General features: G+C 69.8%; 20 protein-coding genes and 1 pseudogene. 10 read left to right on the forward strand and 11 right to left on the reverse strand.

The genetic code is table 11. The features are described from left to right. Nucleotides 1–22: 22 nt before the first annotated feature. From ACWDGI_RS39770 to ACWDGI_RS39785, 4 genes and pseudogenes are all read left to right on the forward strand, one after another. Nucleotides 23–156 (forward strand): annotated as a pseudogene (locus tag ACWDGI_RS39770) (MerR family transcriptional regulator); the annotation flags it as partial. Between the two features lie 157 nt (nt 157–313). After that, nucleotides 314–814: a MarR family winged helix-turn-helix transcriptional regulator gene (locus tag ACWDGI_RS39775; protein WP_450767756.1), complete on the forward strand. Its 501-nt coding sequence runs from the start codon at nt 314–316 to the stop codon at nt 812–814. Next, complete coding sequence (locus ACWDGI_RS39780) at nt 805–2061, forward strand: MFS transporter (RefSeq protein ID WP_450767758.1); 1257 nt, start codon at nt 805–807, stop codon at nt 2059–2061. The genes ACWDGI_RS39775 and ACWDGI_RS39780 overlap by 10 nt, the downstream gene beginning before the upstream one ends. A gap of 102 nt (nt 2062–2163) precedes the next feature. After that, on the forward strand, nt 2164–2553 hold the full coding sequence (locus ACWDGI_RS39785; RefSeq protein WP_450767760.1) for a VOC family protein: 390 nt from the start codon (nt 2164–2166) through the stop codon (nt 2551–2553). A 228-nt stretch (nt 2554–2781) separates the two neighbouring features. Here ACWDGI_RS39785 and ACWDGI_RS39790 read toward each other — a convergent pair whose 3' ends face one another. Continuing rightward, nucleotides 2782–3615 carry a hypothetical protein gene (locus ACWDGI_RS39790; protein WP_450767762.1) on the reverse strand — a complete coding sequence of 278 codons (834 nt, stop codon included), beginning with the start codon at nt 3613–3615 and terminating at the stop codon, nt 2782–2784. A gap of 250 nt (nt 3616–3865) precedes the next feature. Beyond that, nucleotides 3866–5824, reverse strand: a complete 1959-nt coding sequence (locus ACWDGI_RS39795) for a YncE family protein (RefSeq protein ID WP_450767764.1) — start codon at nt 5822–5824, stop codon at nt 3866–3868. A gap of 475 nt (nt 5825–6299) precedes the next feature. Here ACWDGI_RS39795 and ACWDGI_RS39800 point away from each other — a divergent pair, with 475 nt between their 5' ends. Then, complete coding sequence (locus tag ACWDGI_RS39800) at nt 6300–7067, forward strand: SDR family NAD(P)-dependent oxidoreductase (RefSeq protein WP_450767827.1); 768 nt, start codon at nt 6300–6302, stop codon at nt 7065–7067. Nucleotides 7068–7184: 117 nt separating this feature from the next. After that, on the forward strand, nt 7185–8108 hold the full coding sequence (locus ACWDGI_RS39805) for an RNA polymerase sigma-70 factor (protein ID WP_450767766.1): 924 nt from the start codon (nt 7185–7187) through the stop codon (nt 8106–8108). 241 nt (nt 8109–8349) lie between these two features. Here the strand turns inward: ACWDGI_RS39805 and ACWDGI_RS39810 are convergent, their stop codons facing one another. Both ACWDGI_RS39810 and ACWDGI_RS39815 read right to left on the reverse strand, forming a co-directional pair. Further along, nucleotides 8350–9282, reverse strand: coding sequence for an aldo/keto reductase (locus tag ACWDGI_RS39810; protein ID WP_450767768.1), 933 nt, complete (start codon nt 9280–9282; stop codon nt 8350–8352). 49 nt (nt 9283–9331) lie between these two features. Continuing rightward, nucleotides 9332–10192 carry an aldo/keto reductase gene (locus tag ACWDGI_RS39815; RefSeq protein ID WP_450767770.1) on the reverse strand — a complete coding sequence of 287 codons (861 nt, stop codon included), beginning with the start codon at nt 10190–10192 and terminating at the stop codon, nt 9332–9334. Nucleotides 10193–10439: 247 nt separating this feature from the next. Here ACWDGI_RS39815 and ACWDGI_RS39820 point away from each other — a divergent pair, with 247 nt between their 5' ends. Then, on the forward strand, nt 10440–11468 hold the full coding sequence (locus tag ACWDGI_RS39820) for a hypothetical protein (RefSeq protein ID WP_450767772.1): 1029 nt from the start codon (nt 10440–10442) through the stop codon (nt 11466–11468). 120 nt (nt 11469–11588) lie between these two features. Here ACWDGI_RS39820 and ACWDGI_RS39825 read toward each other — a convergent pair whose 3' ends face one another. The 3 genes from ACWDGI_RS39825 to ACWDGI_RS39835 all read right to left on the reverse strand — a co-directional run bounded on the left by ACWDGI_RS39825 (nt 11589) and on the right by ACWDGI_RS39835 (nt 15771). Continuing rightward, nucleotides 11589–12305 (reverse strand): tetratricopeptide repeat protein, encoded by a 717-nt coding sequence (locus ACWDGI_RS39825; RefSeq protein WP_450767774.1) that lies wholly within the window; start codon nt 12303–12305, stop codon nt 11589–11591. Nucleotides 12306–12453: 148 nt separating this feature from the next. Further along, nucleotides 12454–13248, reverse strand: coding sequence for an SGNH/GDSL hydrolase family protein (locus ACWDGI_RS39830; protein ID WP_450767776.1), 795 nt, complete (start codon nt 13246–13248; stop codon nt 12454–12456). Nucleotides 13249–14343: 1095 nt separating this feature from the next. Next, complete coding sequence (locus tag ACWDGI_RS39835) at nt 14344–15771, reverse strand: ricin-type beta-trefoil lectin domain protein (protein ID WP_450767778.1); 1428 nt, start codon at nt 15769–15771, stop codon at nt 14344–14346. A gap of 836 nt (nt 15772–16607) precedes the next feature. Here ACWDGI_RS39835 and ACWDGI_RS39840 point away from each other — a divergent pair. After that, a complete protein-coding gene (locus ACWDGI_RS39840) occupies nt 16608–16829 on the forward strand; it encodes a DUF6480 family protein (protein WP_450767780.1) in 222 nt (73 codons plus the stop codon). A 64-nt stretch (nt 16830–16893) separates the two neighbouring features. Here ACWDGI_RS39840 and ACWDGI_RS39845 read toward each other — a convergent pair whose 3' ends face one another. Beyond that, complete coding sequence (locus ACWDGI_RS39845; RefSeq protein WP_450767782.1) at nt 16894–17868, reverse strand: LLM class flavin-dependent oxidoreductase; 975 nt, start codon at nt 17866–17868, stop codon at nt 16894–16896. A gap of 86 nt (nt 17869–17954) precedes the next feature. Between ACWDGI_RS39845 and ACWDGI_RS39850 the strand changes: the two genes are divergently transcribed. After that, nucleotides 17955–18734, forward strand: coding sequence for a helix-turn-helix domain-containing protein (locus ACWDGI_RS39850; protein ID WP_450767784.1), 780 nt, complete (start codon nt 17955–17957; stop codon nt 18732–18734). Between the two features lie 125 nt (nt 18735–18859). Next, nucleotides 18860–19348 (forward strand): flavin reductase family protein, encoded by a 489-nt coding sequence (locus tag ACWDGI_RS39855; protein WP_450767785.1) that lies wholly within the window; start codon nt 18860–18862, stop codon nt 19346–19348. On the opposite strand, the gene ACWDGI_RS39860 is transcribed toward ACWDGI_RS39855, so the two are convergent. From ACWDGI_RS39860 to ACWDGI_RS39870, 3 genes are read right to left on the reverse strand one after another with little or no spacing between them, the layout of a single operon-like run. Beyond that, nucleotides 19323–21263, reverse strand: a complete 1941-nt coding sequence (locus ACWDGI_RS39860) for an amylo-alpha-1,6-glucosidase (protein WP_450767787.1) — start codon at nt 21261–21263, stop codon at nt 19323–19325. The two genes, ACWDGI_RS39855 and ACWDGI_RS39860, sit on opposite strands and share 26 nt — an antisense overlap. Further along, the gene (locus tag ACWDGI_RS39865) at nt 21260–22615 is read right to left on the reverse strand and encodes an MGH1-like glycoside hydrolase domain-containing protein (protein WP_450767789.1); all 1356 of its coding nucleotides are present in this window, start codon (nt 22613–22615) and stop codon (nt 21260–21262) included. The genes ACWDGI_RS39860 and ACWDGI_RS39865 overlap by 4 nt, the downstream gene beginning before the upstream one ends. Further along, a complete protein-coding gene (locus tag ACWDGI_RS39870) occupies nt 22612–23412 on the reverse strand; it encodes a sugar phosphate isomerase/epimerase family protein (RefSeq protein WP_450767791.1) in 801 nt (266 codons plus the stop codon). The genes ACWDGI_RS39865 and ACWDGI_RS39870 overlap by 4 nt, the downstream gene beginning before the upstream one ends. Nucleotides 23413–23421 lie beyond the last annotated feature (9 nt).

Below are 23421 nucleotides of genomic sequence, written 5' to 3' on the forward strand. Positions count from 1 at the left end.
CGGGTCTGCACGGGCGTGCTGACGCTCCATGACACCCGAACTCCCGGACAACCCCACAGAGGAGGAGTTCAGGGCATGGGTGGAGCTGGCCGAGCTGTGCCTGGACCCGGGTTCCGCGCCCACGTGCGGCACCTGGCCGAAGACCACGTGGGCGACCGAAGGAACTCCGAGTGGGTGTTGAAGCCGTCCTTGTTCGCGTCCCTCCAGCGCCGGAACTTGTCCCGGGAGTGGTCGGCGCGGCTCTCTTCCGCGACGTTCAGCGCGGTCACGCAGAAGCAACAGTGCTTATATAAGCGCTGTTACGATTCGACGCGTGACCGAACCTCACGCACTCGACCCGACGCGGCAGAGCCTCTGGCGACCTCTGCGCCTGCTCCAGGCGGCAATGGACGCCGACATCGCCCGGGTCTACTCCGAGCAGCGGATCGACGGGCTCAAGCCCAGCTTCGTCATGGAGCTGCTCCGGCTCCACGCCCGTGGCCCCATGACCATCGCGGAACTGGCCGAGTCGGTCCAACGCACGCATTCGGCGCTCAGCCAGAAAGTCGCGGCGATGCGCAGGGCCGGCTGGGTCCAGACCGTCGTGGGCGACGACGCGCGCACCAGGAAGGTGACGCTCACCGACAAGGCTCGCCACGTCGTCGACCGCCTGGCGGCGGAATGGCGGGCCACCGAGGCCGCCGTCGCCGACCTGGAGGCCGAGGTTCCCTACCCGCTCTCCCGGGTCGTCACCGATATCGAGCGGGCCTTGGCACGCAAGAGTTTCCACGACCGGATCGCCGAGAAGCTGGCCGAGGATCCCGCGTGGGGATGAGACACACGCTGATCGACGTGACTCCGTTACGGTCTTCGCCGCCGTTCCGGCGATTGTGGATCGGCCAGACCCTTTCCGGGTTCGGCAGCCAGATGACTGTCGTCGCAGTGATGTTCCAGGTCTGGCAGTCGACAAGGAGCACCACGTGGACAGGGGCCGTCGGGCTGGCACAGGCCGTTCCCCTCGTCGCGCTCGGACTCTTTGCCGGGTCACTCGTCGACCGAGTGGACCGCCGGAAGTTCTTCCTGCTCACGACCAGCGGGCAAGCGGTGTGTTCGCTCCTCCTCGCACTCCAGGGCTTCCTCGGACACGTTCCTGCCGCCGGCGTTCTGGGGCTGGTCGCACTCCAGTCCTGCTTCGGCGCAGGCGGAGGCCCGGCCTCGCGCACCTTCATTCCGCACCTTCTGCCCAAGCACCAGCTGGCCGCGGGCCTGGCGTTGGGACGGATCGCCTTCCAGGGCGCCATGCTGCTGGGTCCCGCACTGAGCGGACTGATCGTGGGCGGCCTGGGAGCCGGCGCCTGCTACCTGATCGACGCCCTCACATTCATCGCCGCGCTCTACGGTGCTTTCGGCCTGCCGCAGATGAACCCCGGAGACGAGCCCGCTCGACCCGGCCTGCGCGGCGTGCTGGACGGACTGGCCTTCCTGGGCCGCACTCCTGTCATCCGTGGAGCGCTGCTCACAGACCTGGCCACCACCGTGCTGTCGATGCCCATCAGCCTGTTTCCCTTGATCAACGCCGAACGATTCGGCGACGACCCACGCACTCTCGGACTGTTCCTCACAGCCGTGGCCGTCGGTGGCGTTGCCGCGTCCCTCTTCTCCGGATCCTTCACCCGCTTCCCCCGCCCCGGCCTGGTCATGCTCGGCGGATCCGCCGCCTGGGGCGCATCGTTGACGCTGTTCGGCCTGTCGCCCAACCCCTGGGTCGGTTTGGCCTTCCTGGTCATGGCCGGCGCCGCCGACACCGTCTCCGTCGTCTCCCGGAGCACCGTCGTCCAGATGCACACCCCGCACGAACTACGCGGACGCGTCAGCGCTGCCGAACAGATCGTCGGGCAAGCCGGACCCGACATCGGCAACCTGCGCGGCGGCCTCGTCGCAGACGCCACCTCGGGAACAGCGGCCCTCGTCAGCGGCGGCCTGCTGTGCCTCGGCGCCGTCGCCGTGGTGAGCGCCACCACGGCGGATCTGCGAAGCTCCTCGGCACCGTCCCGTCCCCACACGGCCTCAGCCGGCCCATGAGCCCATCTCGAGGCGCGCAGTCACACCCCCGCCGGCTCGCACACATCCCTGGTCAGGGTCCCGGCGCTGAGTGGCCTCGCGCTCTTCTGGGATGATCTGGGCATGGCGGACTCACCTATGCAGGTCAATGCCCTCATCATCGATGCGACCGACCCAGAGCGGCTTGCCGCGTTCTGGTCCGAGTTGCTCGGCAGGCCGGTCGTGGGCCGTATGGGCCCGTACGTATGGCTGCGGCGAGAGAGCGGCCTCGGCCTGGGCTTCCAGCGGACCAGCGACCCCAAGTCGGGCAAGAACCGGCTGCACTTCGACATCTCCTCGCCCGACCCCGCCGCCGAGCAGCAGCGGGTCGAGAGGCTCGGCGGGCGCAGACTGCAGCAGTACGCCGATGGCGGCTTCCTGGTGATGGCGGACCCTGAGGGCAACGAGTTCTGCATCATCCCCGACGGCGCCTTCGAACTTGACGACGAGGGGCGCGCGGACTATCTCGGCTGACCGGCCTGAGGACTTGTACCCGAGCCCGGCAACCTTCCCTGCACGAAGGCACCAGGCGAGACCCAAGTTCACTGCGTCTCGATCGACGAGAGACCTCCGAGAGCCACCGCGTGGCAGGACCGATGCCAAGGACGCCGCCGTCGTACGCGAGGCGCGAGGTCGGTCGGCTGGGCGGCGACTTCGGGTCTCGTGGTCTCGTGGGACTCGCAGTGATGCGCGGGTGCCTGGCTAGCCGAGTTTCCGTAGCACCTCGGCGATGGTGGTCCGGTATGTCCGCAGCGCCTGGAGCCCGGCGGTGTAGCGGTCGCGGTGACGGGTGATGTCCAGGGCCTGCTGCCGCGCCAGTGCGGCGTGCCAGATCTCGGCCGTGTGGTGGCGGCGCTTGCAGGTGACGTCCGCTTCGGCGGTGGCCCGTTCCCGCCGCGTGTGCCGGGTGTTGCCGTCACTGCTCCGATGCCAGGCGGGGTCCGTGTACGCCGCGACGGGGTCGGGATAGCGCGTGAATCCTTGTTCTGCCACACAGCGGGACCACTCGTCCCACGCCGTACGGAGGCGCGGGTCGCGCTTGACCGCCTTGTTGACCTCGACCGCCCGGGTACTCGCGTAGAGCCAGTCCTGCTTGACGTCGATGCCGTGCAGCAGCCGCCCGCTTGCCCTGGCGTCGCAGGCGGGGAAGTCCGCATACTCGGCGTCGGTCATCCGGCGGCCCTTCGGCCGGAAGGCCAGGGACTTGGCCGGGTCCCAGCCGTATCCCCAGCGGCGGGCGGCGGCGAGATCCAGGACGCCGTAGTCGGTGCTGACCGCGGTGGCGACGATGGGGTCGCTGGGGTAGCGGGGGTCGAGCGGGAAGTCCCGGTGGCCGCGCTCCGCCATGCACTGCCGGACCAGCAACGCCGATGCCCGCTGCGATCGCTGGTAGTCCTGCGGCGTGAAGCCGTAGCGGTCGGCCGGCAGGGGGCCGAGGTCCGACGCCCTTCTGATGGGCTCCGGGCGCCCGGGACCTGAGACGCAGATCGCCGCCAGCACCACCACGACACCCAGTCGCCACCCCCGCCTCGTCATGGGAAGGGATGCTAGCGGGCGGCGTACAGCGGTCGCCCGTCGCCCCCGGCGCTCAACCGCGCCCGCCAGGACGTCAAGTGACGGAGGGTTCGATCAGGCGGCACCTACCGGGCAACTCGCCAGACCGCCGTACCGCGGTCCTGGGGGAAACTCCACACTCCGGTCCGATGTGCCGGCGGTCGAGGCATGGGCGCGCAAGGGCGGCGGCACGTCCTGCGCGCCGCCGCTCTTGTCCCGTGTCCGAGCTGGGTCAGCTGCTGAAGTAGAAGTAGTTCCAGGTGCCGTACGTCGTGGTGTTCACGCTGTCGCCCGAGGAGGGGTCGATGTACGAGGTGCGTACCCGGGCGCGTACGCCGGATCTCCCGGGGTGGCCGAGGTTGACGATGGACTTGCCGTTGGTGCCGAGGGAGAAGTACTCCGAGTCCGTGGTGTACCACTTGCCGCCCGAGTAGACCTGGAGGTCCAGGCGCTCCTTGCGGCCCTTGTAGTAGGTCATCGTGGTGGTCAGGACCGCGTCGGTGTTCTTGTGGTAGTAGCGGTAGCGGGTCGAGCCGATCGTGCCGGTGCGGTAGTACTTGGACAGTGAGCCGGCGGTCTTCACGTGCGCGTAGGCGGTGGACTTGACGGTCCGGCCGGCGTAGCGGGCGTCGCCCTTGAAGACGACGGTCACGGCGGTGTCCCGGGACATGGTGACGGTGGCCGACAGGTTGCCGTGCGCGTCGGTCCTGCCGGTCTTCAGGAGCCTGTTCGGCTTGTCGCCGCCGTAGGGGTCGGCCCAGATCTCCACCGTGCGGTTGCTGTAGGTGGTGCCGAGGTGGGCGGTGAAGACGACGTTCTTGCCGTAGGCGTACGTCTTCTTGTTGTTGGTGAGCGTCAGGGCGGGCGTGGCGCGGGGGACGGTGACGGTGTCCGAGGCGGATGCCGGGGTGTGCGCGGCGTCCCCGGCGTAGGTCACCGTGTAGCGCACCTTGCTGCCGGCAGGCGGCGCGTCGGTGAAGGAGAAGGTACCGTTCGCGCCGAGCGCCCTGGTGCCCAGCGACTTGCCCGACGGGGACAGCAGGTCGGTGCGCACGACGTTCAGCAGCGTTCCGGCGGGCAGCTTCAGACCGGTCGTGAGCGTGCCCTTGACGGTGAGTGTCTTGCCGCGCGTGCCGGTGGACGGAGCATCGACGGTCAGCTTCGTGACGTACTTGCGCGGTTCGGTGACGGTCTGCAGCTGTCTGAAGTCCGTGCTCCCGGTCAGCACGAACAGTTTCGTGCCGTCCGCCGACCAGGCCGTCGAGTGCCCGCCCCACGGCATCCAGGAGTCCGACAGGTTGCGGATGCTGGCGGGCGCGTCGGCCCCGCCGGGGAAGACGTAGGTGTCGCCGGTGTTCTCGGTGTCGAGCGCGGTCGCCGCGACCGTGCCGTCCGGGGCGACGCTGACGGTCTCCGGCTCGTCCTTGACCGGGTACTCGTGGACCATCTGAAGGTCGGAGAGCCGGTATTCGGTGACCGCGCGGTTGCCCGGGCCGGCCACGACGATCGACTGTGCGTCCGGGGTGAGCGCGCCGTCCCGGTAGAAGCCGCCCTCGTTCGCGGCGACGCGGATGACGGGGGTGCCGGAGGAGATGTCGTAGACGATGATCGGCCCGCTGCTGATGCCGGGGTCCAGGGCGACCAGGGAGGTGGGGTTCGCCGGGTCGGCGAACAGCCTCGGCGTGGTGGCGAAGTCGTGGTCACCGGCGAGGTCGAGGGTCACGGTGGCCGGGTCGGCGCTCAGGTCGACCTTGCCGAGCCCGGACTCCCACTGGTCGCCGTAGCCGAACCAGATCCGTCCCTCGGTGAGGGCGATCCAGCGCGGTGCGGTCCCGGCGCCGGTCGGGTACTCGGCGGTCTGCGTGAGCGTCGTGGTGTCGAACGCGACGATCTTGTCCGCTCCGGTCACCGCGGCGTACAGGGTGCTGCCGTCCGGGCTCAACTGGAGATCGGACACCTGGGGCAGGCCGGTGAGCTTGTTGAGCACCTTGCCGTTGTAGCCGACGACGGAGATGGTGTTGTCGCCGCTGATGTAGAGGTGCTGGTGGGCGCCGTCGACGACCGTGTCGTTCACGGTGCCGACGCTGATCGGCACGCTGGTGTCGGCGGCCGCCTGGCCGGCAGCCGTCAGCACAGCGGAGCTGAAGAGGGCTGCCGTCGCGACGGCAGCCGGAAGTGTGCGGATACGCACGGTGATTCGAACCCCCCAAGGGCGTGCGGCCGTTGTGCGCGGCCTGTACCGGCCCTGTAGCCGGTGAGCGAAGATTAGGCCAGACCTCTGACACTCCGTACGGCACCCTCGGTTCAGCGCAGGCAGGGCGCCGCAGTGGTCACGAAGGCGCGGGCGGAGAGGGCCGGCGTGCCTGCCGACGGCCTCATCCGCTGAAGCAGTCCCGGCCCGGCTGTCCGGTGGCCGGGTAGTAGCAGGCGCGGAGCTTGGCCGGGACGGGTGCGGCGATCATGGTCGTGGTGACCGGTTGCCGCAGCGCCGACGACGTGCCGGCCTGCAGGCGGGCTTCCTGGCCGCGGCCGGGGGAACCGGGACTGGCGGCCTCCGGAAGTGAGGAGCTCCTTGCGCCCGCATGTCAGAGATGGCCTGGCTGTCTCGTCTCAGGCTGTGCAGACAGGTTCTGAGAAGAGTCCGCCTCGACAACAGGGAGCAGATCATGAGTGGGGAGAGCACGCGCCAGGAGGTCGCGCTGATCACCGGGGCGAACAAGGGGATCGGCCGTGGCGTTGCCGAGCAGCTCGCCGCGCTGGGCATGGCCGTCGTGATCGGTGCCAGAGACCCGCTGCGCGGCGAGGAGGCCGCTGCGGCGGTGCGCGCGGCCGGCGGCAATGCGCACGCGGTCACCTTGGACGTCACTGACCAGGCCACCGTCCAGGGGGCCGCGAAGCAGCTCGAGGAGCGCTTCGGTCATCTCGACGTACTGATCAACAATGCCGGAATCACCGGCTCCGGACAGGTGTCGCCCGAAGACGCCCACGATCAGGTCCCCAGCTCCGTCGACCTGGACATGGTTCGGGCGGTGTTCGAGACCAATGTCTTCGGGGTGATCCAAGTGACCAATGCCATGCTGCCGCTGTTGCGGCGGTCACCGGCGCCACGCGTCGTCAACGTCAGCAGTCACGCCGCGTCGCTGACTCTCACCAGCGATCCGGACGGCCCCTTCACGGCACTCCTGCCGTCCGCCGCGTATGCGCCGTCCAAGACCGCGCTGACCGCCCTGACCGTGCAGTACGCCAATGAGCTACGGAGCCGGGGCATCCGGGTCAACGCGGTCGCCCCCGGGTTCGTCGACACGGACAGCAACAACCACACCGGGTTCCTCACGGTCGCGCAGGGCGCCACATCCGTGGTTCGCCTGGCCATGCCGGGCGCGGACGGACCGACCGGAGGGTTCTTCAGTGCGGAGGGTCCGGTTCCCTGGTGATGGTGTCCCCGGACAGCTGCGGGGGGTGTGGGTTCCACCGTCGAACGTGCGAGTGGAGCCGGAACAAGTCCGTACACCAGGGCCGGTCAAGGTGCCTACGATCAAGGAGAATCCGGCGTGACCAAGACAGAGGAGTTCCAGGAGCTGCGGCCGCTGTTGTTCTCGATCGCCTACCGGCTCCTGGGCAGTGTGAGCGAGGCGGAGGACGCGGTCCAGGAGACATGGCTGCGCTACCAGGCCGCCTCCACCCGGCCCGGGTCGGCCAGGGCGTTCCTGTCGACCGTGGTCACCCGGATCTCGATCGACGTACTGCGCTCGGCCCGCGTCCGGCGGGAGGAGTATGCCGGACCGTGGCTCCCTGAACCGCTGCTGACCGACCCGTACGAGGATCCGGTGCGGTCGGCTGAGCTGGCGGACTCGGTGTCGATGGCGGCCCTGCTCCTGCTGGAGCGGCTCACCCCGCTGGAGCGCGCGGTCTTCGTGCTGAGGGAGGTGTTCGCCTTCGGCTTCTCGGAGATCGCATCGGCCGTGGGACGGTCGGAAGCGGCGTGCCACCAGCTCGCGGTGCGGGCACGCCGTCACATGGACGCGGGCCGGGTCCGGTTCGAGGCGGACGGGAAGGAACGCGAGAAACTCGCCGAACGCTTCTTCGACGCCTTCCGCGAAGGAGACGTCGACGGACTGACCGAGCTGCTGGCCGCCGACGTTCACATGGTCGGCGACAGCGGCGGCAAGGCCCCGCAGTTCAAGCCCGTCATGCTCGGTGCGGAGAACGTGCTCCGGGCGCTGGCGTCGTTTGTCCCGCTGGTGGTCAGAAGCGGTGGCGTCGTCGAGCCGCAGCAGGTGAACGGCCAGCCGGGCGCGATCTTCCGCGACCGAGATGGCCAGGTCCTCAGCACCTGGGCACTTGACGTACTCGATGGGCAGATCCAGACGATCCGCACGGTGAACAACCCCGACAAGCTCGGCCACGTCGGCCCGGTAGCGGACGCCTGGCAGGCCCTCCGCGAGGCGAACCAGGCACGCCGGCCGGCGGATTGACCGAGGAACAGACCGCGCTCCAGCGCTGGGCTGGGATCCCCGGGCTGCTGCGTGACCGCGAGCCGCTGCCGGCCACCGTCGACGCCGACGACTGGGCGAAGCCGAGGCCCTGCCCTCCGACGCGGCGGATCAGACGCCGCCGGCGCCTGATCCGCCCAGTCGAGGACTCTGTCGACGAGCCCTTCGACGAAGAAGCCTGTGGCCCAGGACGTCTGTCCGCGCTGTCAGTTCGGGTCGGCGGTCAGGGCACGATGTAGTCGGCGGCGCGGAACAGTTCGTACCATTCCGCACGGCTCAGGGGTACGTCCGAGCCGAGGGCGGCGTCCGCGACGCGCTGCGGTGTGGTCGTGCCGATGACCACCTGCATCCGGGCGGGATGACGGGTGATCCAGGCCGTCGCGATGGCAAGGGGCGGCACACCGTACTTCGCCGCCAGGCGATCGATGACGGCGTTGAGCTCGGTGTGGCGTTCCGAGCCGAGGAACGGTCCGTCGAAGAAGCCGGCCTGGAACGGTGACCAGGCCTGCACGGTGATGTCGTGCAGTCGGCAGTAGTCCAGGAGCCCGTCGTCACGGCTGACCGACTGGTCCAGGCCCTGCATGTTGGCCGCGACGCCCTGCGCGACGAGCGGGGCGTGCGTGATCGACAGCTCGAGCTGGTTCACCACCAACGGCTGACTGACGTGGCGGCGAAGCAGATCGATCTGCCGGGGGGTGTGGTTAGAGACGCCGAAGGCCCGTACCTTGCCCGCCGTGGCGAGGTCGTCGAAGGCGCGCGCGACCTCTTCGGGTTCGACCAGGGCGTCGGGACGGTGCAGCAGCAGGATGTCGAGGTAGTCGGTGCCGAGAGCCTCGAGCGAACCGTCCACCGACTCCACGATGTGTTCGTAGGAGAAGTCGAAGTAAGGGCCTTCGCGGACGATGCCCGCCTTCGACTGGATGATCAACTGTTCCCGCTGCGAGGAGCTCAGCCGCATCGCCTCGGCGAAACGGCGCTCGCAGCCGTGCAGCTCGCTGCCGTACACGTCGGCGTGATCGAGGAACGTGATGCCGGCGTCCATGGCGGTGGCGAGGAGTTCGCGCACCTCGGCGTCGCTCTTGTCCTGGATCCGCATCAGGCCGAGCACGATGTTCGGGACGACCATGTCAGTGCCGGGCAGTTTGAACGTCTTCACGATCGGGTCCTTGTCCGTGAGTGGGTATGCGGTGCCGGTACCGGGCGCCTCATGCCGCCGACAGGCGGGAAATCTGCTCGGGGGTGAGCTCGACGTCGGTGGCCGCCGCTGAGTCACGGATGCTCTCGGGGCGAGAGGACCCGGGAATCGGGACCACCACGGGCGCGAGGGCAAGCTCCCAGGCCAGGGTCACGCGGTAGACGCTGACGCCCACCTCGTCCGCGACCTGGCGGAAAGCGGCGTGGTGCGCCGAGAGTTCGGGCGCGTTCGCAATGCCGCCCAGTGGGCTCCAGGGCAGGAACGCGATCCCTAGTCCGGCGCAGTGTTCCAGCTCGCGCAGGCTGGAGCGGAACCTGGGTGAGAACTGGTTCTGGACCGAGTCGAGGCGACCGCCCAGGATCTCGTTCGCCTCGTCGATCTGCTCCACGGTCGCGTTCGAGATGCCTGCGCCGCGGATCACGCCCTCGTCGAGCAGGTCACGGATCGCACCGATCGAGTCGGCGTACGGGACGTTCGGATCGGGGCGGTGGAACTGGTAGAGGCCGATCGCCTCGACGCCCAGGCGCCTGGCCGATTCCTTGGCGGCACGCTTGAGATGGGCCGGATCGCCGTTCACGGTCCAGCTGCCGTCGCCGGGCCGCAGGTGACCGCCCTTCGTCGCGACGAGTACGTCGTCAGCTCCCCGGCCGTAGGTGCGCAGAGCCTGGGCGATGAGCTCCTCGTTGTGCCCGACCTCGCCGGCGTCGCGGTGATACGCGTCCGCCGTGTCGATGAGCGTGACACCGGCGTCGAGCGCGGCGTGGATCGTCGCGATCGACCTGCGGGCGTCGGGGCGGCCCTCGATGGACATCGGCATGCCGCCGAGCCCGATGGCCGAAACCGTCTGACCGCCGATCGTGCGTTGCTTCATCGGACGTCTCCTCCGGGGTGTGGAAGACAGGTGGTCGAGGTCTTCTCGTACCGAAGGCCTGCCTGGCCGAGCCTAGGAATCGATGATTCAGCAGTCCAATAGTTGTTGGTCATGGCACTGAGAAATGGAATCGATGAATATATCTGCGGCCCGTGCGATAAGGTCTCGCGCTCGCCGACGAGTGTCAGGGCTCCGGACCGGGGCCTCGGCGCTGGTCGGCCGAGGCCGCACCGGTACGGTTCGTCACGTGGACGCTGACCTGGAGCTGGACGCGGACGGGTGGGAGTCGCGGCACCGGGCCGCGTACGGGCGCGGTGCCTGGGAGCGGGCCTGTCGTCAGGGGGGCCTGATGGTCGCCTGGCACCAGGAGCAGGATCTCCACTTCGGCGCACTGACAGCCCGGCGGTTCGCCTCCGATCCCGGCGCACGCGTGAAGTGGCCGTGGGGGAGCGGCCAGCACACCCTTGGTCTGCTGTTGTGGCGGACCGCCTACGATGCCGGGATCCTCGTCGACGAAGTTCCCCTGGCCGACGTCATGCGCTACTGCGACCCCGCGGCCGCTGCTCTGGCGGCAGGCCCGATGCCCGACGCGGCCCGCGTAGGCGGGATCGGGGTGGGCGGCGTCGAAGCGGTGGCCGGGGTCAGACCCGTACTGCTCGCCCACCTCACACCCGATCTCCCGCGGTCCGCCCCTGCCGGAGTGCGGCCGACGGCGACGGTCGGCTACCGAGTCCGGGAACTCCTGGCGACACCCGACTGGGATCGCGGCGACTGGCCGGCGGTGATCGCGCTGGCCCGGCAGGCGATGCAGCGGGCCGACGCTCTCCGGGAGCGGGGGACATGGCAGCCCGGCGCCCGGGAACGGACCCTGTGCGGACGCATGTCCCTGGACCGGGAACCGGCCGACGGTAGCGGCGCGCCGGGTGGCCGGGCCCCGAGCTGGCTCGCACGGGCAACGCACCTGGTCGGCCTCGCCGACGTCCTGTCCGGGGGCGCCGACGTCCTGTCAGGGGCCGCCGGGGGGATACCGGCCGACGGCGGAGGTCCCCCGGAGCCGCTGGCGCAGGTCCTGGACGCCACGGCTCGCGCCTGCGCCGGACTGCGGACCAGCACTGAAGAAGTACGGTTCCTTTGGGAGGCCGAGCCTGAGGAGCCGCGGGACCCGGCCGACTGGGAGCTGACGCACGTACCGGATGCGCTGCGGGTGCAGACCGAGGAGACGCGGGAGCTGATACGGACGCTCTCCGTCTTCCTGTGGGTGCTGGCGTGCGCTTGACCGGCTGGTGCGCGTGGCCGCCGGTGCCCGGGGCGCGCTCCGTACACGTGCCCGGCGTTCAGGGCTCACGGCCCAGGGCCCTGAGCATTGGCATTGGACACTGGGCCCAGTGTCCAATGCTCAGATGAAGTCGCCTCGTCGTTCCACGGGGTTGACGGCGTCGCGCCGTTGCTGCGCCGCGCGAGCCGTCCGCATCGCCGCCTCCTCCCGCAGGTGTGCCTGGCTCTGCAGGGTCATCATCGAGCCCAGCGGATGGCGGCCGGTCATCGGGTTGTCCAGGCAGGACCGGTAGAGGGCGGCGGCGCGCTCGGTGTCCTGGTAGAGGGTGCGGTAGAGCTCCGCGGCACGGTACTGGGCATAGGGGTGGCCACGCTCGGCAGCCGCCAGGAAGTGCTCCAGCGCGTGCTCCGCGGGCGTCCGCGTCAGGGGCAGCAGCCGCTCCAGGTACAGCTCGCCCAGGGCGAGCATCGCTTCGGGTTCGCCCAGTCGAGCCGCGGTCCGGTAGTGGCGGGATGCTTCGTCGAGCGACTGGGCCATACCTGCCTCGGGGCAGCCCTGGTGGTACAGCGAGGCAAGGTAGTAGGCCGCTCGCGGCGAACCGGTGCTCTGCCGCAGCAGCGGCACCGCGATCGCGTAGTGCCCCTGCAGGTAGGCGATGTGCCCCAGGAGTTCTACGGCGGCGTCATGGCCGGCGGAGGCGGCCGTCTCCAGGAAAAAGGGGGCCGCGGCACGGTGTTGACCGCTGTTCCAGCAGTGCAGACCGATCTGGTAGTAGTCCTCCGCACTGGTCGGCTCGCGGCCGTTCACGGTGAAGTCGGTTCCCTGCCAGTGCGCCACGTCGCCGCCCCCTCGCCCCGGCCCGCCACGGCAGGCGCCCGTGGGCCATTCTGCCTCAGATCAGCGAGGTGGTCAGGCCGGAGGTGAGGGGGAGAGCACGCCCAGGCACCCCGGCGGCCCGGGATGCCTGCGCGGGGTTGAGGGCCGGTCAGCTGTTGGCGTTGAGGACGGGGTAGAAGCCGGAGGCGTGGCCGGTGGCGGTGGGGTGGTAGGACTCCCAGGTCGGCGAGATGACGATGGAGTGCAGCCAGTCGTCGCCGGAGCACAGCTCGTGCCCGTTGAACGTGGTGCGGACGTCACCGAAGGCGAAACCGTGCGCGGCGGACCTGCTCTGGATGACGCTGTCGAGGACGTCCGAGGCCTCGTCGATCTTGCGGTGCTTGGTGTCGCTGAGCCCGACGCAGAAGACGTTGAGGGTGTAGAGGTGCGGGTATCCCAGTACGACCACCTTGGCGTTGGGGGCCTTGGCCCGGATCGCGTCGTAGGTGGCGTCGAGACGGCCGGGCAGGGTGCTCCGCGCGTAACTCTCGGCCTGGTTGAGCCGGTTGACGCAGTCGGAGTCCGAATCCGTGGCGCAGGCCGTCATGACGTCGGCGAAACCCGCGTCGTTGCCGCCGATGGTGACGGAGACCAGGGTGGTGGCGGAGTTCAGCGGGCCGAGCTGGGAGTTCGTCACGTCCGTGGTGACCGCGCCGGAGCAGGCCGTGTCCGCGAAGGACGACGGGGCGTGCGCGTTCTTCCAGAGGTAGGGGTAGGAACTGAGGCTGCGGTGGCAACTGCCGCTCGCGCTGTCGTAGTTGCCCGCTCCGTTGCCGGCGGAGTACGAGTCGCCGAGCGCGACGTACACCGGGCCGGCGGCCTCGGCCGGAGCGGCCAGACCCAGGCTGACGAGTACCGCGGCGCCCAGAGTTGCGAGCACGGACAGCGACTTGGTCGATCTCACGGGACCTCCAGAAGTGGAATGCCGGATTCCAGCGGGTGGCGCACGGAAGGAGCGTGTGGATGAGGCACTTGAGAGATGTGAGGTGTGCATGACAGATCACCCTCTTGCGGCACTCCGCGTTCGCCCCCTGATCTCACGGGACGAGACCAGGGGGCGGGCGAACAGGGAGGGCCGCCGCGAGAGGGCGGTGAGGTGCCCCCGGCGGGCCGGTGGGGGCGGTGTGGGTGCTGCGAGGACGCGGCCGGCTGACCGTCAGCGCATGCTGGTGCCGCTTACGTGTTGGGCGTCCCGGTCACGGGCCTGGAAGCGGGGGTTGAGGTGCGTGCGCCGCGGGCGGCACTGCCGCTGGGGGCCGGAGTGAATGTCCTGGCACGGTCGGGCGCGTTGCCGTGTGCCTCGCCGCGCCCGGTGCGCGCGCGGCCGTCGGCGGTCGTATCGGCGTCGCGGGCGTCGTGCGCGCCGTGGGCGCGGCGCGCGCGTCGGCGGTGGGCCGGCGGCCTGTGTGCGGTGCTCTCGCCGCGTCGCGGCTGCCCGGCGGTTCCGCCCGCGTGTCCTGTGGCGGCCGTGCCACCGAGAAAGGTGATGGTGGCGGCGGAGCGGGGCTCGGTGGACGCCGGGTGCTTCCTCGGCTGGGACCCGCCTGGGCGGGCGATGGTCCGAGGGGTGGGGGTCGTGGGTACGGTTGCTGCCATCGGGCCGGACGCTGTGGCGATCGGTCCCGTGCGTCTCGCGGAGCTGAGCTTCTTGATCCGCATACGTTCCTCCTGTGGGGGGATGCGGGTCAGAGAGACGAGTGGGTATGGCGCGAGCCCGCCGGTGGGCGGGTCGGACGTGCTCCTGACAAGTTCAATTCTGAAGTATCGTGAGTTCAGGGGCCGTCGGCAAGCCATCGGTCGCAGAATTTACGCGCGTAACACCTGGCCCTCCCACACACCTCCGGCTGCCCCCGACCGCCGCGGCCTGCTTCTGCGACAGGGTGACCCTACGCGGGGGATCACCCGCAAAGTGCCGCGCTCCGTCACACACGCTTGTGTGACGGAGCGTCCTATGACTGGGCGTCGGAGTTGGCCCGGACGGGCCGGGTGTTCTTCCCCGTCAGGCCGGCAAGTGGAACTGCTGGTTGGTGCCGCCGGCGCAGGTCCAGATCTGCAGGCGGGCTCCGTTGGCCGTCGACTTGTCGGTGACATCGAGGCACTTGCCGGAGGCGGGGTTCACCAGGGTGTCGCCGCTGCTCTGCTGCCAGACCTGAGCGGCGGTGCCGTTGCAGTCGTACAACTGGACCTTCGTGCCGTTGGCGGTGCCGGCGGCGGTGAGGTCCATGCACTTGCCGAGACTGCGGATGGTGTTGTCGGAACCCACGGTCCACTGCTGGGCCGTGGTGCCGTTGCAGTCATACATCTGAACGGCGGTGCCGTTGGCGCTGCTTGCCGCCGCGACGTCCACGCATTTTCCGCCGAGGCCGGTGATCTGGCCGGTGGAGCCGGTGGGTGGCGGGGGAGTCGTACCACCGGTCACGGTGTTGAGGGTGCTGGAGAACTGCCAGGCGCTCTGCGGGGTACCGCTGCAGGTGTCGGACAGCTGGCCGTTGGTGGCGCACGCCTTGTCGCGGCCGAGTGCCCAGAAGGCGAGTTCCTGGATGCCCTTGGACTTGGCGAAGTTGGTGAGCGTGGTGGCGTTGCCGGTCGTGAAGATCTCGCTGACGTCGTCGTTGACCCCGATCATCGGGGTGTTGCCCTCCATCGCCCACAGCTGGGCGTCGGACTTCTCCGGCCAGATGGTGCCGAGCTGGGTGCGCAGGGCGGTGGCGGCGTCGGTGGCCGCCTTGCCCATGTCCCGGGTGCCGTCGTAGTAGTCCATCGTCATGATGTTGACGAGATTGACGGTGAGTCCGTTGCTCTTGGCGTTGGACAGCAGCTTCGTGCCGTTGCCGTCCAGGCCGTTCGGCATGGACGGCAGGGTGTACTGGACGTCCAGCTTGCGCCCGGCGGCCGCGTACTCCTGCTGGAGCTGGGCGAGGGCCTTGTTCCGGCGGTCGTTGGCGGCGGTGTCGGCGATCGCACTGCCCTCGATGTCGAAGTCGACCCGAGTGAGGTTGAGGGTGTCGATGACCTTCTTGTACTGGGCCTTGAGCGAGGCCACGGTGGTGCAGGCCTGGGCCTCCTCGGTGCCGGAGGCGCCGCCGAAGGAGGCGATGACGTCGCCGCCCGCGGCACGCAGGGAGTTGATCGCTGAAGTCCAGCCGGCGTCGGTGACGGGAGTGTCGCCGTTGAACATGGCGTTACAACCCCCGCCGTCGATGACGAAGGCGAGCGTGAAGTACTTCAGGCCCGTGGCGTTGCGGGCGTTGGTCATGGCCGAGGGCGAGTTCCAGGTCTCGACGTACGGCGCGGCGTAGTGGGCGGGGAAGCCGGGGCCCGGGTTGGTCGCGGCGCTCGCGGAGCCGCCGGTGGCGACGAGGACGGTGGCGGCCGTCGCGAGGACGGCGGGAAGGGTGGTGAGGGCTCTGGCAGCGGATCTGATCACAGGACGGCTCCTGTCATGAACGCGGGACGCGCGAGGTGGGGGTGCCGAGACAGAGCATTCGGAAGCTGCAGCAGAAGTTCACATAGCTGAACGATGGTTCCTCTGTTGAACCATCGATGGTTGAAGACGGTATGGACTAGACCAGCTACGCGTCAATACCCCGTACATCGCCAGCAGTTCAGGTGGCGGTCTCTGGTACTTGCCCCCGGGCAGGGCTCTCCGACTGTGGGCGAGGTCGTGGAGACCCTGAGCGGGCAGCATGGACCGACCTGCTCGACGAGATGACCGAAGCGCTACCCCGGCAGCGGCTGATCGCAGCGCAGATCGGTGCGAAGGTCGCCAAGGGCGAGATGACCTGGGGTGTCGACCGTGACCGCACCGAACACCGACTGCGCGGCCTCCGACGCACCCGCCGGGCATCGTCCGACGCCAGTACCTGGCCCAAGCGGCCGGTACCTTGGGGCCCTGGCCCGTGCGTGACGACACCTACGTGGTCGACGGCCGGCACGAACACCGCGGTCGTTGCCCGGCTGACGTCGTGGCCGTCGGGGCGGCTCTTCCGGCACATGATCCGAACCGGAAGAGCCTGACCATCACACTCCCCCGGGGGATACGGCGATGGCTCATGGCCAAGTGCCCACATATCCGCGACCCACCGCCTTGGCCATCGGGACTTCCGCGGTGACCGACGGCGATCCCGATTTCGAGCAGGCCGCCTACCGTTTAGTCGTATAAATGCGGGAAACGCGGAATAAAAGAGTTCACTGCGAAAACGCCGACCCTGTGATCGAGGCCGACAGGCCGCAGCCAATCGAGAATCGAGAGGAGCCCGTGTGATGACGACTCCTGAGCCGGGCCGAACCCCGGGACTCGCGACAGCCGGCAGGGTGCCACCTGGTGAAACCCCACCCGCCGAGGGGAGCACTTCCGGCATCTCCCATCCGGAGCCGCCCGAGCCGCGCAGGGGATGGGCGGCCGTACCGCTCGTTCTGATCATGGGCGTGGTCCTGCTGGTGGCGATCGGCCTCATCGCCATGGCGGTGGCTCTGATCGGATAGCGCCGCCGGCTGGCCCCGACTAAAGGCCGTCCGTAATCGACACTCCGGGTCGGCCCGGCCAGAATCAGGAGCCTTCAGAGACGGCGGTGTGGGCCGCTGCTGCCTGGACGGCCGGGATCAGGTCTGCGACCCGTTCGAGCTGATCGCGCTGGGAGTGCAGGCCCAGGGCTCCGAGGCGTACGACGACGTGTCGGACGCCGGCGGCGACGTACTGTCCTAGGCGCTCGCGTACCTGGTCGGCGGAGCCGGCGACGACTGCCTGGATCTTCTCCAGTTCCTTCAGCGGCATGCCATATGTGGCGCGTGCGTAGCCGTCCAGTGCCCGGCGGCCGCCTTCGATGTCGTCGTCGATCCGTACCGAGACGAACAGTGCCGGGGTGATGCTGTCGGCTGTGCGTCCGGCATCGGCCGCCGCTCCGTGGATGTCGCGGAGGCCGGACGCGTAGTCGGCGGGTTCGGGCGGGTAGGGCAGCCATCCGTCGTACATCAGGCCGGTGCGTGCCAGCGCTGCGGGGGTCGCACCGCCGAGCCAGACGGGCGGCCCGCCGGCTCGCGTCGGCTTGGTCGTGGGCGGGATGCCGTCGAACCGGAGGATCTCGCCGTGGAAGGCATCGGCACCGTCCCACAACGCCCGCCACAGGGCGACCGTCTCGTCCAAACGGGCGAAGCGCCTGTCCCACGGCAGCTCGGACAGCGCGTAGAGGGGCCGTCCGAAGCGGCCGGGGAAGCCGGCGCCGACGGCCACGGTGAGTCTTCCTCCGGACAGCAGGTCGATCGATGCGAGGGACTGGGCTGCCTGGATCGGCCGGCGGAGGAACGGCATCAGTGCGGCCGTACCCAGCGTCACGTTCTCGGTCGCCGGGGCGAGCGCGGCCAGCATCGAGAGCGCCTCGATGCGCGGGCTGATCAAGGAGTCGTTGACGAAGAGCGAGGAGAAGCCCAGACGTTCGGCCTGACGGCCGAGGGCGATCAGCTCGCGAGGGTCGTCGGCCGGGCCCCACTGGGCGCTTCCGGTCGGAAGCAGTACACCGATGTCCATGTCGGTGATGTTCACGACCGGTGTGAGTGGCGGCAATTCCCTGCGGGGAATGGCCTGGAACCCTTCGTCGCCGTTACAACAGGCGCGTGGACTTCCCTCGTACGCTTCGCGAACGTCGTACCCGCCGTCATCTCAGCCAACTTGACCTGGCGCTGCGGGCGGGCACCACCCAGCGACATCTCAGCTTCATCGAGTCCGGCAGGTCCGTCCCCGGCCGGACCATGGTCGTGCGCCTGGCCGAGTCGCTGGGACTGTCGCTGCGGGAGCGCAATGAACTCCTGCTGGCCGCCGGGTACGCACCCGCCTACCCCGAGAGCGCACTCGACGACCCGGAACTGGCCCCTGTGCGCACGGCGATCGACCACATCCTGCGCGGGCATCTGCCGTATCCGGCGCTGGTGGTGGACCGCGGCGGTGACCTTATCGCCGCGAACGCCGCATTCGACCTGATCACCGAGGGAGCGGCGCCGGACCTGGTGGGTCCGGGCACCAACGTCTACCGCCTTGCGCTGCACCCTGACGGCCTGGCTCCCCGTATCCTCAACCTCGCCGAATGGGCGCGCCACATCCTGGCGGGTCTCGGTCATCTGAAGGAGCTGCACTCCGAACTCACCGGGTACGTTCCGGAGTTGGGGCCGTCCGCAGGGCTCCTGGGTTTCGCGGTTCCGCTCCGCCTGCGGTCCTCGTACGGTGAGCTGCGCCTGATGACGACCGTGACGACCTTCGCGACCGCCGTTGACGTGACACTCGCCGAACTGAAGCTGGAGGCGTTCTTGCCGGCCGACCCGGCGACAGCCGAGGCGCTCTCGGCGGCCGCCGGACCCACAGCCGCTGCTGTCGAGGGTCAAGCCCCGGGCAACAGGTAATCGGCCTTGATCCGGCCGTCGCCGTCGAGACGACGATGCCGGCGATCAGCCGGGTGCCGCGGCCGCACACCGACAGGGCACAGAATGACCCCATATCCAATCATTCGAGGCGGGAGCCAGGTACTGTGCCCGAGCTTGATCCCTTCACCGACCTGCTCGACTATCCGATGTACGTCGTGACCGCGGAAGCCGGCGGGGAAAGAGCCGGCTGCCTGGTCGGCTTCGCCTCTCAGTGCTCGATTCGGCCCGCCCGGTTCATGGTCTGGCTGTCCAAGGCCAACCGGACGTACCAGGTGGCCGAGCGCGCCGAACGACTCGCGGTCCATCTCCTCGGCCGCGACCAGAACCGACTGGCCCGGCTCTTCGGCGGCGAGACCGGCGACCGCACCGACAAGTTCACTCACGTCCCGTGGCATCCAGGACCGGGCGGAACGCTGATTCTCGACGACGCCCCCGCCTGGTTCGCCGGTCGCGTGGAGAACCAGATCGACGGCGGGGACCACGTCGGTTTCCTGCTCGCTCCCGAGGCGGCGAACAATCCCACGGGTGACAGAACCCCGCTGCTGACGCTGAACGACACCCATGACATCACCCCAGGCCACCCGGCGGACTGAGTGTGAGGTCCAGTGCCGTCCTGAGAGCGAGGGGCGTCGCCGCGGCCCACGCTTGCGGGGAGCATGAGTGGAGGTAGGGGACCGGTCGGGTCGTGGCGGTCCGGTCGTAGCCGGCGAGTACTTCGGGCAGCCGGTACTGGTGATGAGCGGCTGCCGCGACGAGCCCGTCGGTGACCGTGCGGACCTCCTGGGCGAGTCCGTAGCGGGCGAGGCCCATCGCGATGACGGCGTTGTCGTGTGGCCAGGCGCTGCCGCGGTGGTAGGACAAGGGGTGAAACGGGCGCTGTCCGGCGGCGAGCGTGCGGATGGCCCAGCCGGAGAAGAAGTCGGGGCGCAGGAGGCGTTGTCCCACCCGGCGCGCCAGGTCCGCATCGAGTATGCCCGACCACAGCAGGTGGCCGGCGTCGGAGGCGAGGGCGTCGGCCTGCCGGCCGTTGCCGTCCAGGGCGAGGGCGGGGAAGTCCGCCTGGGGCATCCAGAAGTCGGCGGTGAAGCGGGTGCGCAGCGCTTCGGCGGTCTCGCGCAGCCGGTGGGCGTACGGTTCGTCGTGCCAGACCTCCGCCGCCAGTCGGGCGGTTCGGATCAGGGCGTCGTAGGCGTAACCCTGGGCTTCGGACACGGCGACGGGTCCCTGTGCCTGGGTGCCGTCGGCGAAGCAGATGGCACCCGCAGAGTCCTTCCAGTTCTGGTTCACCAGACCGTTGGGGTCCGGCTGGTAGACGAGGTAGCCGTGCTTGTCCAGGCCGCCGTCGGTGAGCATCCAGTCGACGGCTCGCCGGGCATGCTGTTCGAGCCGTACGGCGAGGGTCCGGTCGCCGGTCGTCTCGTGGTGGGCGTGGAGCAACACCAGGAAGAGCGGGGTGGAGTCGACGGCGCCGTAGTACCGGCCGTAGGGAACCTGCCGGAAGTGCGCCAGTTCGCCGTGGCGCGTCTCGTGGACGATGCGACCGGGCTGTTCGCCGCTCACCGGGTCATGGTGGCGCCCCTGGGTGGTGGCGAGGGCGCTCAGGGTCGCCGCGGCCGTCTCCGGCCGGTAGGGGAGCAGGAAGTAGGACGTCAGCAGTGAGTCGCGGCCGAACAGCGTGAAGAACCACGGGATGCCGGCGGCGGGAACGTGGACTTCCTCGCCGTCCACTCCGGTGACGGCGATGGTCAGCAGGTCGATGTCCGCGAGGCCTCGCTCGCAGGTGCGGGCGAGCGGGTCGTCTGCCCTTGCCGGACGCGGTGCCGGTCGTCGGACGGCAGGTGCTGTGGAGGCGGTCGGCAGACCGTGCGGCAGGGCGCGGACGGTCAGGTGCAGGTCGGCTTCGCCGTGGGCGGCGAGGGCGAGGTGCCAGCCGAGGGTGCGCGCGGTGGCGTTGGGCAGCCCGGGGGAGGTGTCCGTGGTGTCGGGGGCGGGCCGGGAGGTGAGGACGGTCCGGGAGTGCCAGTCGTGTCGCCGGTAGTCGAAGTGCAGTGCGTCGTCGGTGCGGTGGACGTGGAGCTCGGCGCCCGGCTTGTCGTAGCGGCGGTCGTCGGCGCGCAGTTCGAACAGGTCCGAGAAGTCGGCGTCCACGGTGATCTGGACGTGCGCGGTGACCGGTTCGGGGCGGTTGCTGACCAGCCGCAGATGCTCGGTCAGGACACCTGCCGCGACCTTCTGGCTGCGGAAGACGGTGTAGGCGGGCGGGTTGTCCCGAGTGCCCTGCGGTGTCAGGACGCAGGTGGCTGTGTCGTCGGCGTCGACGGTGGCGGGTATCAGCGGGACGGGCGCGGCGCCGTCGACGGTGAGCTGCCAGCGGCTGAGGTGACGGGCGTCGCGCAGGAACAGTCCGTCGGGGGCGGTGCCGAGGGTGCCGCTGATGTTCCCGGCGGAGTCCAGCCGGGCGAAGGTGGCGTCGCGGACCAGCTGGACGCCGGTGTCGGCCGAGGTCATGGCAGGGGCTCCTGTGGGTCTGTGCCGGCCAGGTCGAGGGCGAGGGCGGCGGTCCATGAGAAGTTCCGCGCTCCGCGGGCGGCTCCTGTGAGCGGGTCGATGTACTCGGCGAAGCCGGACTTCTCCGCTTCGCCGAGGAAGCCCTGCCGCAGGTGTTCGGCGCTGTCGTGCAGGCCGTGCGTGCGCAGACCGCGGTGGATCAGCCAGGCGGTGTTGAACCAGGCGGGGCCGCGCCAGTAGCGCTGGGCGTCGAACGCGGGCCCGGTCAGGTCGTAGCTCGGCACCAGACGGGTGGCCGGCGCGCTGAAGCGCGGGCCGGTGAGCGTGTCCAGGAGACGGGTGACGATGTGCTGCGGCAGGTGCGGGGCGAGCAGGGGAACGAGGCCGGTGACGGCGTGCTCTTCCACCAGAGTGTCGGTGGCCAGGTCGCGTACGTGGAATATGCCTGCGCCGTCGTCCCACAGCCGGGTCACGAGGTGCCGGGTGAGGGCGTCGGCGCGAGCCGTGTGCGCCGCGGGGTTCGCACCGGTCTCCCGGGCCATGGCGGCCAGGGCTCGTTCGCCGGTGATCAGCAGGGCGTTGAAGCACGGGTCTTCCACCGCGAAGGCGCGCCGGCCGGCCCGGTCGTCGTAGCCGGCGTCGCGGTAGTCCGTGACGAGACGGACGTAGCGGCCGTAGTCCAGGTCGGTGGGCCGGTCGGCGGGGTGACCGTGGTTGAGGTCGGCACGGCGGAAGGAGTCGGGCGTGGCGGGGAGGACGCGCTTGAGGGCGGTGTCCCAGCACGGGCTGTTGTCGGTCCCCGGTTCCCAGGGGTGGACCACGGCGGCCAGTCCTCCGCCGCCGAGGTCGCGGCGGTCGAGGAGGTAGTCGTGCCAGGCTTCGAGGCGTGGCAGTACGCGGCTGAGGAAGCCGCGGCGTCGAGATTCCTCGGGGTCGGCGCGGTGGACGAGCCAGGCCGCCAGTGCGTGCACCGGCGGCTGGACGATGCCGGAGGTCTGCGGTGCCGCCGGTGCGCCGGCCGCCCTGCCGGCGGTGGAGGACTGCCAGAAGTCCGGGCTGGGGAAGTAGGCGTCGTGGGGTACGGCGGGGTTGAAGACGATGTGCGGGATGCGCCCGTCCGCCCACTGCGCGGACAGCAGTGACTCCAGTTCCTGCTGGGCCCGGCGTACCGACAGGTGGCGCAGCCCGATGGCGATGAAGGCGGAGTCCCAACTCCACTGATGGGGGTAGAGGGTGCGGGAGGGGACGGTCGAGGAGCCGGTCCAGTTGTCCAGCAGGACCCGTGCCGCACCGCGCCGCAGTGTCAGGGCTGCGGCGGCGGTGGGCACGGGCCGGTCCAGGAGTGACTTCACGCGCCCGACCTCTTGAGGAGGGCGGGGACGGAGCGCACGGCTTCGGCCGGGTCGCCGGTCAGCCGGCATTCGAGGGCGAGGTGGCCGTCGTAGCCGATGGTGTGCAGGGCGCCGAGCCAGGCGGGCCAGTCGAGGTGCCCGGCGCCGGGCTGGAAGCGGTTGGAGTCGGAGACCTGGGCGTGGCCGATCAGGTCGGCGTGGGCGAGGATGGCGGCCGCGGGGTCGGTCTCCTCGATGTTCATGTGGTAGCTGTCGATGCCGATCCGGATCGAGTCCAGGCCGGTGGCGCGGATCAGGTCCGCCGCCTGTTCCAGCCGGTTGACCATGTGGTCCTCGTACCGGTTGAGCGGTTCGAGGAAGAGGGAGACGCCTTCCCTGCGGGCGTGCTCGCCCAGTTCGGCCAGTCCGGACAGCAGCACCTCGCGGTCCTGGGCCTCGCTGCGCGGCGGTTCGAAGGGCGGCAGGCGGCGGGAGAACATGCCGTAGGACGCCGGGGTCTGGGCGCCCACGCCGCCGATCTCCGCGATCACGGTGAGCTGGGACTTCATCTGGACGATGGCGTCGCGGCGCAGGTCGTCGTCGAAGGCGCCGAAGAAGTGGAGCATGTCGACGCACACGGTGGGCATGACCACGCCGTCCTTGCCGGCCTGCTTCAGCTCGGGAAGGCGGGAGGCGAAGTGCAGGTCGCCCTTGCCGCGCAGTTCGATGGCGTCGTAGCCCGCCTCCTGGGCGAAGTCCCACTTGGCCTGCAGGGTGTCTCCGGGCAGGAGTTGTTCCTGCGCCGCGGTCTTGAACATGAGGGGCCT

The sequence above is a fragment of the Streptomyces sp. NPDC001220 genome (assembly GCF_053597895.1).

Coding starts and splice junctions, on each gene's coding strand:
- ACWDGI_RS39800 (WP_450767827.1), top strand. CDS start 6,300: ATGAGTGGGGAGAGCACGCGCCAGGAGGTCGCGCTGATCACCGGGGCG.
- ACWDGI_RS39870 (WP_450767791.1), bottom strand. CDS start 23,412: ATGTTCAAGACCGCGGCGCAGGAACAACTCCTGCCCGGAGACACCCTG.
- ACWDGI_RS39860 (WP_450767787.1), bottom strand. CDS start 21,263: ATGACCTCGGCCGACACCGGCGTCCAGCTGGTCCGCGACGCCACCTTC.
- ACWDGI_RS39785 (WP_450767760.1), top strand. CDS start 2,164: ATGGCGGACTCACCTATGCAGGTCAATGCCCTCATCATCGATGCGACC.
- ACWDGI_RS39840 (WP_450767780.1), top strand. CDS start 16,608: ATGACGACTCCTGAGCCGGGCCGAACCCCGGGACTCGCGACAGCCGGC.
- ACWDGI_RS39845 (WP_450767782.1), bottom strand. CDS start 17,868: ATGGACATCGGTGTACTGCTTCCGACCGGAAGCGCCCAGTGGGGCCCG.
- ACWDGI_RS39790 (WP_450767762.1), bottom strand. CDS start 3,615: ATGACGAGGCGGGGGTGGCGACTGGGTGTCGTGGTGGTGCTGGCGGCG.
- ACWDGI_RS39815 (WP_450767770.1), bottom strand. CDS start 10,192: ATGAAGCAACGCACGATCGGCGGTCAGACGGTTTCGGCCATCGGGCTC.